The organism is Paraburkholderia sp. J10-1, from assembly GCF_905220165.1.
Lineage (GTDB): Bacteria > Pseudomonadota > Gammaproteobacteria > Burkholderiales > Burkholderiaceae > Paraburkholderia.
On the sequence record NZ_CAJMYW010000006.1, the window covers coordinates 169,101 to 180,523 of the forward strand.

11 protein-coding genes are annotated in these 11,423 nt (G+C 64.9%); 5 read left to right on the forward strand and 6 right to left on the reverse strand.

Annotation, left to right across the window (positions count from 1 at the left end):
• Positions 1-456 carry an FKBP-type peptidyl-prolyl cis-trans isomerase gene (locus U5A65_RS20380; RefSeq protein ID WP_201695416.1) on the reverse strand — a complete coding sequence of 152 codons (456 nt, stop codon included), beginning with the start codon at positions 454-456 and terminating at the stop codon, positions 1-3.
• A gap of 189 nt (positions 457-645) precedes the next feature.
• On the opposite strand from U5A65_RS20380, the gene radC reads away from it, so the two are divergent.
• The 4 genes from radC to nadB all read left to right on the forward strand — a co-directional run bounded on the left by radC (position 646) and on the right by nadB (position 4,057).
• The gene (gene radC, locus U5A65_RS20385; protein WP_321947127.1) at positions 646-1,467 is read left to right on the forward strand and encodes a RadC family protein; all 822 of its coding nucleotides are present in this window, start codon (positions 646-648) and stop codon (positions 1,465-1,467) included.
• 294 nt (positions 1,468-1,761) lie between these two features.
• Complete coding sequence (rpmB, locus tag U5A65_RS20390) at positions 1,762-1,995, forward strand: 50S ribosomal protein L28 (RefSeq protein ID WP_027794135.1); 234 nt, start codon at positions 1,762-1,764, stop codon at positions 1,993-1,995.
• A 10-nt stretch (positions 1,996-2,005) separates the two neighbouring features.
• Positions 2,006-2,173, forward strand: a complete 168-nt coding sequence (gene rpmG, locus U5A65_RS20395) for a 50S ribosomal protein L33 (protein ID WP_027817504.1) — start codon at positions 2,006-2,008, stop codon at positions 2,171-2,173.
• A gap of 282 nt (positions 2,174-2,455) precedes the next feature.
• Positions 2,456-4,057 (forward strand): L-aspartate oxidase, encoded by a 1,602-nt coding sequence (nadB, locus tag U5A65_RS20400; protein WP_321913959.1) that lies wholly within the window; start codon positions 2,456-2,458, stop codon positions 4,055-4,057.
• Between the two features lie 90 nt (positions 4,058-4,147).
• Here the strand turns inward: nadB and nadC are convergent, their stop codons facing one another.
• The 5 genes from nadC to purN all read right to left on the reverse strand — a co-directional run bounded on the left by nadC (position 4,148) and on the right by purN (position 10,133).
• Positions 4,148-5,047, reverse strand: coding sequence for a carboxylating nicotinate-nucleotide diphosphorylase (gene nadC, locus U5A65_RS20405; protein WP_321935102.1), 900 nt, complete (start codon positions 5,045-5,047; stop codon positions 4,148-4,150).
• The gene (gene nadA / locus U5A65_RS20410; RefSeq protein ID WP_321913961.1) at positions 5,048-6,178 is read right to left on the reverse strand and encodes a quinolinate synthase NadA; all 1,131 of its coding nucleotides are present in this window, start codon (positions 6,176-6,178) and stop codon (positions 5,048-5,050) included.
• Positions 6,179-6,353: 175 nt separating this feature from the next.
• On the reverse strand, positions 6,354-7,550 hold the full coding sequence (locus U5A65_RS20415; RefSeq protein WP_321913962.1) for an acyl-CoA desaturase: 1,197 nt from the start codon (positions 7,548-7,550) through the stop codon (positions 6,354-6,356).
• Between the two features lie 535 nt (positions 7,551-8,085).
• On the reverse strand, positions 8,086-9,477 hold the full coding sequence (locus U5A65_RS20420) for an RsmB/NOP family class I SAM-dependent RNA methyltransferase (protein ID WP_321913963.1): 1,392 nt from the start codon (positions 9,475-9,477) through the stop codon (positions 8,086-8,088).
• On the reverse strand, positions 9,474-10,133 hold the full coding sequence (gene purN, locus U5A65_RS20425) for a phosphoribosylglycinamide formyltransferase (protein ID WP_321935100.1): 660 nt from the start codon (positions 10,131-10,133) through the stop codon (positions 9,474-9,476). Before purN ends, U5A65_RS20420 begins: the two co-directional genes overlap by 4 nt.
• A gap of 178 nt (positions 10,134-10,311) precedes the next feature.
• Here purN and U5A65_RS20430 point away from each other — a divergent pair, with 178 nt between their 5' ends.
• Complete coding sequence (locus U5A65_RS20430) at positions 10,312-11,307, forward strand: bifunctional riboflavin kinase/FAD synthetase (RefSeq protein ID WP_321913965.1); 996 nt, start codon at positions 10,312-10,314, stop codon at positions 11,305-11,307.
• Positions 11,308-11,423: the final 116 nt, after the last annotated feature.

Below are 11,423 nucleotides of genomic sequence, written 5' to 3' on the forward strand. Positions count from 1 at the left end.
TTAAAGGATTCCGATGATTTGCACTTCGAACGCAACCGCCTGGCCAGCGAGCGGATGGTTGAAATCGAACAGCGCGGAGGTCTCGTTCACTTCCTTGAGCACCCCCGCGTAGCGGCCGCCGTTGGGCGCATTGAACTCGATCAGGTCGCCCGGGCTGAACTCCTCGCCGATCATGCCGTTCTCGCGCAGGGTCTTGAGCGAGACGCGCTGGATCAGGTCGGGGTTGCGCTGGCCGAAAGCGACGCCCGGTTCTAGCTGAAAGGTCGAGTGGTGCCCCACCTTCAGGCCCTGCAAAATATCTTCCAGCGGCGGCGCGAGCTGGCCAGCTCCCATCAGCAGAGTGGCGGGACGGTCGACAAAGGTATTGACGATTTCGGTGCCATCGGCGAGCGAAAGCCGGTAATGCAGCGTCACGTGGGAACCGGGTTTCACTTCGGAGATGTCGATGATGCTCATGCGTAACTCTTTTCGTCGGAACGCGCGCTTCGCGCGTGCGCGCCGCAAGGCGCCGGTCCGGCTTGCCTTGGGCGGCCGGAAAACATCTATTGTAAGCCACTTGGCCGGGGCGGTCGCGGCACGATTGTGCGCTGCCACCACCCGCGCTCGCGTACGCCGCGCGCTCCTTATTTGTCTGTGGAGATTGCCATGACCGAACTTGCCTGCCTGCCAGACACGGCGCCCAGCACGATTGCCGGCACCTTCGCCGGCCGCCCGCACGGCCTGGGTTGCGCGGAGCGCGGCCCAGGCGACGCCGCCCTTCCCGCGCCGGCTACGCCTGCGGTGCCGGTTCGCAACAGCGGGGCTGCGGCACGACGCCGCGACATGCCACGCGAGCGGCTGCGCACGGCGGGCGCGGCCGCGCTATCGGACGCGGAACTGCTAGCAATCCTGCTCGGCTCCGGCTTGCCGGGCCACGATGTCTTCGAAGTGGCCCGCACGCTGCTGGCCCAATTCGGATCGCTGCGCGCCATGCTCGACGCGCAGCGCGAAGAATTCCTGGCCTTGCGCGGCATCGGGCCCGCGAAAGCCTCGATGCTGCAGGCGGTGACCGAACTTGCGCGGCGCGCGCTCGCCGAAGCGCTCGACGACAAGCCGCTCGTCGACTCTCCGGGCGCGGTCGAGGACTATTTGCGTCTCTTGATCGGCGGGCGGCCGCACGAGGTGTTCGTCTGCCTCTTTCTGGATGCGCGCCATCGGCTGATCCGCTCGGAGGAAAGCTCGCGCGGCTCGCTCACGCGCATGGCGGTGTATCCTCGTGAAATCGTGCGGCGTGCGCTAACCCTTAATGCCGCGAGCCTCATCGTCGCCCATAATCACCCTTCGGGCGCGGTGCAGCCGAGCGCGAGCGACCGGCGCCTCACGCGGGTGTTGCGCGAAACGCTGGCGCTCGTGGAGGTTCAACTCATCGATCACCTGGTCATTGGCACGCGCGAGACGTTTTCCTTCGCGCGCCAGGGCTGGAGCTGAGGCGGCCGCGCACGCGTGGTGGCACCCGCGGACAGCTGCAGGAAACTGCGAGCAACCGCGGCAGCGCACAACGATATCCGCAAATCGTGTTTGATTTTCCTGGCATTTTTCTGCTAGACTCACGGTTTGCCTATTTCCAACCCTGTTCCGAAGCCCATCGAGGTCTTCCAGGGGAAATACGGCCTGGGTTCGAGGTTGTCTCTCATCCATACGTGAGCGCGCTCTTATTCCGGCCATTTCTCGCCTGGGAAACTTAAGCGGCTCTCGAACTCAGAATTTCCGTAGGAGTGTCTCATGGCACGTGTATGCCAAGTCACTGGGAAAGCGCCGATGAGCGGCAACAACGTTTCCCACGCTAACAACAAAACCAAGCGCCGTTTCCTCCCGAATCTGCAAAACCGCCGTTTCTGGGTTGAAAGCGAAAACCGTTGGGTGCGTCTGCGCATCTCGAACGCAGGCCTGCGCCTGATCGACAAGAACGGCATCGATTCCGTGCTCGCAGACCTGCGCGCACGCGGCGAACTGTAAGGAGTAAATCATGGCCAAGGGTATTCGCGACAAGATCAAGCTCGAGTCGACCGCAGGCACGGGTCACTTCTACACGACCACGAAGAACAAGCGCAACATGCCGGAAAAAATGTCGATCAAGAAGTTCGACCCGGTTGTTCGCAAGCACGTCGAGTACAAGGAAACCAAGATCAAGTAATTGATCGGTTTCGAGCCTGACGAAGACAGAAAAACCCCGCTTTTTAGCGGGGTTTTTCTTTTTGCGCGCCGGTCCTGGACACCACCGCGCCTAGGTTCGCGCCGTGCAAAGGTGTTTTAACTGCAGCGCCCAAACTGCCGCTACCCCTTCGCTCGTCTCTCGGAGTATGCTTCCCGCTTTATACCGGCTGCCACACGCGTGTCATACGTCCGCGACGGCGCAGGACCGCGGCAAATGCGCCGGCCGGAATGCGTAGAACAAGAGAGACGGAGAAGCAGGATCATGAATTTCGATGTAGCGATCGTCGGCAGCGGCCTCGCAGGACTGAGCGTCGCGCTGAATCTCGCCGACTCGCGTCGTGTGGTCATCATCGCCAAGCGCGCGATGACCGAAGGCGCGAGCGACCGCGCGCAAGGCGGCATTGCCGCCGTGCTCGACTCGGCCGACAGCGTGGAGAACCACGTGGACGATACGCTCGTCGCCGGCGGTGGCTTGTGCGACGAGGCGGCCACGCGCTACATCGTCGAGCATGGCCGCGAGGCGATCGAATGGCTGATCGCCCAGGACGTGCCGTTCACGAAGGACGCCGCCGCCGAACTCGGCTTTCACCTCACGCGCGAAGGTGGCCACAGCCATCGCCGCATCATCCACGCTGCCGACGCCACCGGCCACGCGGTCGTGCAAACGCTGCTCGAGCGCGCCCGCTCGCACCCGAACATCACGATCCTCGAAGACCATCAGGCAATCGACGTCATCACGTCCGACCGTCTGGGACTGCCGGGCCGTCGCTGCCACGGACTGTATGCGCTCGATCTGAAGAACGACCGCACGGTGACGATCCAGGCGCCGCACACGGTGCTCGCCACGGGCGGCGCGGGCAAGGTCTACCTCTACACGACGAACCCCGACACGGCCACCGGCGACGGCATCGCCATGGCATGGCGCGCGGGCTGCCGCGTGGCGAACATGGAGTTCATCCAGTTCCACCCCACTTGCCTTTTCCATCCGCATGCCAAGTCGTTCCTGATTTCGGAAGCCGTGCGCGGCGAAGGCGGCGTGCTGCGCCTGCCCGACGGCACGCGCTTCATGCCCGAGCACGACGAGCGTGCCGAACTGGCGCCGCGCGACATCGTCGCCCGCGCGATCGACTTCGAGATCAAGAAGCACGGCATCGACTGCGTGCATCTCGACATCAGCCATCAGCCGCCGGCGTTTCTTGAAGAGCACTTCCCGACCATCCTCGCGCGCTGCCGCGAGTTCGGCATCGACATCACGAAGGAGCCGATTCCGGTCGTGCCCGCCGCGCACTACACCTGTGGCGGCGTCGTCACCGATCTGGCCGGGCGCACCGATCTCGCGGGCCTGTACGCCGTGGGCGAGACCTCGTACACCGGCCTGCACGGCGCGAACCGGCTCGCGAGCAATTCGCTGCTGGAGTGCCTCGTGATCGGCCGCTCGGCGGCCGAGGCGATTGAGGAAGAAGGCTTCAGCGCTGGCGCGCATGCACCGCTGCCCGACTGGGACGAAAGCCGCGTTTCCGATTCCGACGAAGAAGTCGTCGTTGCCCACAACTGGGACGAGCTGCGCCGGCTGATGTGGAATTACGTCGGCATCGTGCGCACCGACAAGCGGCTCGAGCGCGCACAGCATCGCATCGCCCTGCTGCGCGATGAAATTCTCGAGTACTACGCGAATTTCCGCGTCACGCGCGACCTGCTCGAATTGCGCAACCTCGTCGAAGTCGCTTCGCTGATCGTGGAAAGTGCGCGCTCGCGCCGCGAGAGCCGCGGCCTGCACTACAGCCGCGACTGGCAGAACTCGCTGCCCAAGGCGCTGCCGACCGTGCTCGCACCGGAGCGCGTACGCAATCGCACGGTTTCTTAAGACCTACGTAGCAAGCGCGCCGCAAAAACAAAGGCCGCCTCATCGCGAGGCGGCCTTTTCGTTTCGGTTCAGCTCAACGCATTTGCCGATTCAGACAATGCGCATCGAAAAGTCCGTCGCGCGCACATCTTTCGTCAAAGCGCCGATCGACACCCGGTCCACGCCCGTTTCCGCGATCGTGCGCACCGTGTCGAAGTTCACGCCGCCCGAGACTTCGAGCACTGCGCGCCCCGCCGTGAGCTTCACCGCGTCGCGCATCATGTCGAACGAGAAGTTGTCGAGCAGGACCGATTTGGCGCCGTGCGCGAGCGCCGTTTCGAGCTGTTCGAGCGTCTCGACTTCGATCTGGATCGGCACGCCCGCATCGAGCGCGAGCGCAGCGTCCATTGCCGCGTCCACGCCGCCCGCTGCCGCGATGTGGTTTTCCTTGATCAGGATGCCGTCGTAAAGCGCGAGGCGCTGGTTTGCGCCGCCGCCCACGCGCACTGCGTACTTCTGCGCGAGGCGCAGGCCGGGCAGCGTCTTGCGCGTGTCCAGAATACGCGTGCTCGTATGCGCGATCATGTCGACATAGCGGCGCGTCACGCTCGCCACGCCCGAAAGAAGTTGCAGGAAGTTCATCGCGTTGCGCTCGGCCGTGAGCAGCGAGCGCGCCGGACCGCGCAGCGAGCAAACGGTCGTGTCGGCGGCCATGCGGTCGCCTTCGCGATAATGCCAGCGCACCTCGATGCGCGGATCGACCTGCTTCACTACGCCGTCGAACCAGAGCACGCCGCACAGCACGGCCTCTTCGCGCACGATGATGCGTGCGTCGCGCATTTCGTCGGCGGGCACGAGGCGGCCGGTCTGGTCGCCAGGGCCTACGTCTTCCTCTAGCGCGTCGGCCACATTGCGCACGATCGCGGCGTCGAACGCTGCGCCGTACTGCGCGCGCACTTCATCGAGCACGGGCGAAACGGCATCGACTGCGAGCAATTCGAGTGCACCCATTTACGCCGCCCCCACTTGCGAGAACAACGCGGTGTCGCGCGCAAGGTCGCCGCTCGCCTGCACGCGGCGCTTGTGCTCCGCCGCGAACGCCAGCATGCGGTCGATCGGCAGACGCGCGCGTTCACCGATCGCGGTGTCGACGTGAATCTCGTTGTGGCCGCGCTCGAGCACGTCGGCGAGATTCGCGAGGCCGTTCATGGCCATCCACGGGCAATGCGCGCAGCTCTTGCAGGTGGCGCTGTTGCCGGCCGTGGGCGCTTCGATGAAGGTCTTGCCCGGCGCCGCGAGACGCATCTTGTGCAGGATGCCTAAATCGGTCGCGACGATGAAGCGCTGCGCGTCGAGCTTCACGGCGGCGTCGATCAGCTGCGTGGTCGAGCCGACCACATCCGCAAGCGCAACGACCCCTTCCGGCGATTCGGGGTGGACGAGAATCTTTGCGTCCGGGTATTCCGCGCGCAGCAGATCGAGCTCGATGCCCTTGAACTCGTCGTGCACGAGGCACGAGCCCTGCCACAGCAACATGTCCGCGCCGGTCTTCTTCTGGATGTAGCTGCCCAGGTGGCGGTCCGGCGCCCACAGAATTTTTTCGCCCTTGGCGTGCAGGTCGGCGACGATCTCGAGGCCGATGGACGACGTGACCATCCAGTCCGCACGCGCCTTCACAGCCGCACTCGTGTTCGCATAAACGACGACGGTACGGTCCGGATGCTCATCGCAAAACGCGGAGAATTCGTCGATCGGGCAGCCGAGATCGAGCGAACAGGTCGCATCGAGATCGGGCATGAGAATGCGCTTGTTCGGACTCAGAATCTTCGCCGTCTCACCCATGAAGCGCACGCCCGCCACGACGAGCGTCTGTGCCTCGTGGTCGCGGCCGAAGCGCGCCATCTCGAGCGAATCGGCCACGCAGCCGCCCGTTTCGTCGGCGAGCTCCTGCAATTCGGGGTCCACATAATAGTGCGCGACGAGCACCGCCTTCTCGCGCTTGAGCAACGCGCGAATCCGCTCCTTCAATGCAACGCGCTCTGCCGTGGACGGTGCGTCGGGCACGCGCGCCCAAGCCTGTCCAACGCTGCAGACGGCACCCTGCGGCCGGTCGTATTCGACCTTCCTGATTGCCTGACTCATGATCTCCTGCCCCTACCGATCGCCGCGCCATTGAAGCCATTGTGGGGACTCCGGCTTTTTTGCGGCCCAAAAAGAAAAACCCCGCCAGCGCGGGGTTTTGTGACGTCTCGTCATTCTAAAGGATTTTCTTACGCCCTACTGAGGGGCCAAAATCCCCTCCGGACGATGAGGCCAATCAGGCGTAACGGCGCAGACGCGACGCGAATTCCTGCAGCGCCTTGATACCGCTTTGTTCAGCGCGATGGCACCAATCCTGGAGCTGCGTGAGCAGTTGTTCGCGCGAGGCGCTCGAACGTTCCCAGATTGCGGCCAGTTCGTTGCGCAGTTCGATGTACGTGCGCAGCTTCTGGCTGTTCGCGAAAATTTGCGGAAGCTGGCGCTTCTGCGGCTCGTTCAGGCTGGCTTCTTCCTTGTCGAACCACTTGCGTGCACCACGCATGACCTTGTACTTCTCGCGCTCGCCCACTTCCTTGAGGTGCGCGAGTTCCTGGCGGTACGCCTGCTTCACGGCCTTGCCGTAACGCGCCATCACTTCGTAGCGATTGGACAGCACGGCCTGCAGCGTTTCGTGATCCGGCACCAGCTTGCCCTTGGTCAGGCGCGGCGTGGGCGCGACCTTCTTCACCTTGGCAAGACCCACCGCTTGCATCATGCGGATGTACATCCAGCCGATGTCGAACTCGTACCACTTGTTCGAGAGCTTCGCGGAAGTCGCGAACGTGTGGTGGTTGTTGTGCAGTTCCTCGCCGCCGATGATGATGCCGAACGGAAGAAGGTTCGTGCTTGCGTCGGACGAATTGAAGTTGCGGTAGCCCCAGAAGTGACCGAGGCCATTCACGACGCCAGCGGCCCAGAACGGGATCCACGCCATTTGCACGGCCCACACGGTCAGGCCGACCGCGCCGAACAGCGCGACGTCGATCACCATCATGATGCTCACGCCGAGAATGGGGTAGCGCGTATAGACGTTGCGCTCCATCCAGTCGTTGGGCGTGCCGTGGCTGAAGCGGCGCAGCGTTTCTTCGTTCTTCGCTTCGGCGCGATAGAGTTCGGCGCCCTCGAGCAGCACCTTCCAGATGCCGCGCGTTTGCGGGCTGTGCGGATCTTCTTCCGTTTCGCACTTGGCGTGGTGCTTGCGGTGAATCGCCGCCCACTGGCCCGTGAGCATGCCCGTGGTCATCCACAGCCAGAAACGGAAGAAGTGGCTCGCAATGGGGTGCAGGTCCAGCGCGCGGTGCGCCTGGCAGCGGTGCAGGTACACCGTCACGCCGATAATCGTGATATGGGTGACCACCGCCGCGAACAGCACGATCTGCCACCACGAGAAATGGAGCACGCCGTGGGCGAGGAAATCAAGCAGGGAGTTCAACAAGGCATTTACCTGTGAAGCGAAGCGCGTCGGCCTTTCAGCCCGGCGCCGGTGTCAAGAAAGTGAAAGCGACTAGATGCGTTGGACGGCATTCTACTAGAACCGTTCCAAGTGTTTGTAACAAAGGAAGATTTTTTTCTTTAATGGTTACGGCGTCAACGTCTGAAGGACGTTTTGAGGCGCTTTGCCGCACCCCAACCGGCCCTTTCCGAAGTATCTGTCCCCATCTAATCTTTCACTGCAATCCGCACCTCGCGTTGAGCAGCGGTATCGCGATCCCATGTTCCGCGCCTTCTAACCAGAATTCTGGCTCAAGTTGGGTGGCGTCGCGCGAAAATTCAATGGGATGCGATGGTCGTCGGGAATCAGGTCTCGATGCCACATCCACATCCCAACCTGAATACCGCCTGCCTGACGGTGTCGCCAATACGCAACGAGGGGTCAGCCGTGACGCGGCACGACCTCGCGTACCCGCTATCTCGGACCGCCCGGCCTGTGTAGGCCGGACGGTCCCGCATCGCGGCTGCCTGCCGAGCGCTTACTCCAGCGCGGCGTCCGGCTCGGCGGCTTCGCTTTCCTGCGCCTTCGCGATTGCGTCGGACGTTTCCTGCACCGCCGCGGCTTCTTCAGGCGTGGTCTGCGCGCCGGCCGCCTTCGTCTTCGGCTTCGCATCGCCGCGCCGTTCCAGCACGGCGGCAAAGAAACCGTCGGTGGCGTGGCGGTGCGGCCACAGCGAGAGGTAGTCGCCCGTGTCGAGGCCCACACGCTGCTCGGCCAGCACGTCGCGCGCGCTCACCAGCACGTAGTCGGGGTGCGCCTCGAGGAACTGCTTCACGACCGCTTCGTTCTCGGCGTCGAGAATGCTGCAGGTCGCGTAGACGAGACGGCCGCCGCGCTTGAGCAGGCGCGCGGCACTCGTGAGAATCGACAGTTGCTTGGGCGCAAGCTCGGCAATCGACTCGGGCGACTGGCGCCACTTGAGGTCGGGGTTGCGGCGCAGCGTGCCGAGGCCCGAGCACGGCGCGTCCACGAGCACGCGGTCAATCTTGCCGATCAGTCGCTTGATCTTGGCGTCGTGCTCGCTGTCGATCAGCACCGGATTGACGTTCGACAGGCCGCTGCGCGCGAGACGCGGCTTGAGCTTGGCAAGGCGCCGGTCGGACACGTCGAAGGCGTAGAGCCGGCCCGTCGAGCGCATCATCGCGCCGAGCGCCAGCGTCTTGCCGCCCGCGCCCGCGCAGAAGTCCACGACCATCTCGCCGCGGCGCGGCGCGAGCAGCGTGCACAGCAGCTGGCTGCCTTCGTCCTGCACCTCGAACCAGCCGTCCTTGAACGCGTCGAGTTTCGAGAGCGCGGGCTTGCCCGTCACACGTACGCCGAACGGCGCGAACGGCGTTTCGCCGCCTTCGATGCCCGAAGCGGACAGCGCACGGATCAGTTCCTCGCGGTTCGCCTTAATGGGATTGGCGCGCAGATCGAGCGGCGCCGGGTAATTCAGCGCGGCGGCCAGTTGTGCGAGTTCGGCCGGCTCGAAGCGCGTTTCCAGCGCCTTCATGATCCACTCCGGCAGATTCAGCTGCACGCGCTGCGGCAGGCTCGCCGGGTCGATCTTCGAAACATGCTCGAGCCAGCTGGCCTCGGCGTCGGAAACGAACGGACGGATCGCCGAGCGGCCCGCCGTCGCCATGAGGCCAAGCAGCGTGAGGCGGCGCGTCGGGCTGCCCGAGCCGCTTTCGGCCAGGTGCGCGAACTCCATGCGCCGGCGCAGCACGGCGAACACGGCTTCGGCGATCACGCCGCGCTCGGCGTGGCCGAGCTTCGGATGCTCGCGGAAGAAACGGCTCGTCACCGCGTCGGCCGGGCCCGTGAATTTGAGGACGTCGGCGAGCAACGTTTCAGTCTGTCCAATCAGAAAACCATGCAGTCTCATGCGCCCTCCCCGGCGGCTTGCGAGTCGTCAAAGAAGAGCCACTGTGGCTCGGCCGGCGTGAGCGTCACGCGTTCGCCGTCGAGCGCGAGGCGCCCTTCGACGAACCAGCGCACTGCGCGCGGATACATTACATGTTCGGTCTTGAGCACGCGCGCGGAGAGCGCCGCGGCGTCGTCGCCCGCGCGCACCGGCACCACCGACTGCGCGACGATCGGGCCATGATCCAGCGTGGGCGTCACGAAATGCACCGTCGCGCCGTGCACGCGGCAGCCCGCGTCGAGCGCCTGCTGGTGCGTCTTCAGGCCCGGAAACATCGGCAGCAGCGAGGGATGGATATTGAGCATCCGACCCGCATAATGGCCGACAAACGATTCGGTCAGCACACGCATGAAACCCGCCAGCACGACGAGGTCCGGCGCATAGCCGTCGATAACTTGAGCGAGCGCCGTATCGAAGCTGGCGCGATCGGGAAACTGGCGGTGATCGACGACCGCCGTGGCAATGCCGTTTGAAGCCGCGAACGCGAGGCCCGCGGCGTCAGGACGGTTGGCAATCACGGCGGCGATGCGCGCGCCCCAAGCCTCCTGCGCGCAAGCGCGCACGATGGCTTCCATGTTGCTGCCCCGCCCCGAAATCAGGATGACGAGATTTTTCATCCGCGGATTTTATCATCGGGGGGCCTGCTCGACGCTCGTGCGGCGGCGATCGTCGCCTCGTGCGTTTATAATCTTCTGTTTCGTCGCGGTCTTTGGGCCGCGAATGGCCAAGTCAGAAGGTCCTTAGCACGCGCGCTGCGCCAGCGCGCTTTTTGAGGTTCCACCAGGTTCCGCTATCGTGAGAGTCTTCCGCGGTCTTCCCAATGCCGAAAGCCGCGCGCCCTGCGCGCTGACCATCGGCAATTTCGACGGTGTCCACCGCGGGCATCAGGCATTGCTCGCGCGCGTGCGCGCGGCGGCCGACGCGCGCGGCCTGCCCGTCTGCGTGATGACCTTCGAGCCGCATCCGCGAGAGTTCTTCAACCCGGCCAGCGCCCCGCCGCGCATCGCCATGCTGCGCGACAAGCTCGAGGCGCTGCGCGAAAACGGCGTGGACCGCGTCGTGGTCGAGCATTTCAACCACACGTTCGCGAGCCAGTCGCCCGAGGCGTTCGTCGAGCGCATCATCGTGGGCGGCCTGCACGCGCGCTGGATGATGATCGGCGACGACTTCCGCTATGGCGCGAAGCGCGCGGGCGACTTCGCCTCGCTGCAGGCCGCGGGCGCGCAGTACGGCTTCGAAGTCGAACAGATGGCGACCGTGGCCGACCCGTCGGGCGTGCGCATTTCCAGCTCCGCCGTGCGCGCGCAACTGCACGCGGGCGACCTCGACGCCGCGCGCGCCTCGCTTGGCCGCGGCTATCACATCAGCGCGCACGTCACGCATGGCCTGAAGCTCGGCCGCGACCTCGGCTTCCCCACGATGAACCTGCTGATCGGCCACAAGCGGCCGGCGCTCAAGGGCATTTTCGTCGTGATGGTGCATGGCATCGCCGACCACCCGCTGCCCGGCGTCGCGAGCCTCGGCCTGCGCCCGACCGTGGACGACTCGGGCCGCGTGCTGCTCGAAGTGCATCTGCTCGATTGGCACGGCGACGCCTACGGCAAGCTCGTGCGCGTCGAGTTTCTCAAGAAACTGCGCGACGAGGAGAAGTTTCCCGACCTCGAAACGCTCACCGCCGCGATCGCCCGCGACGTGGCGAACACCCGCGCGTGGTTCGCCGCCGCGGGCGCCAGCGTGGCCGGCGGCGCCTCCACCGGCTTCGCCACCTCGGCCACCGACCGAATTAGGTGACCTGCGGCCCGCATGCGCGGGCTGCCCCGCCCCCAGGCGCCGCGTGCGGAACGCACGGCATGCAGCGCCCGAGGCGACGGTTGCGCGGCATCGGCCGCAACGCTGACGCCATGCAT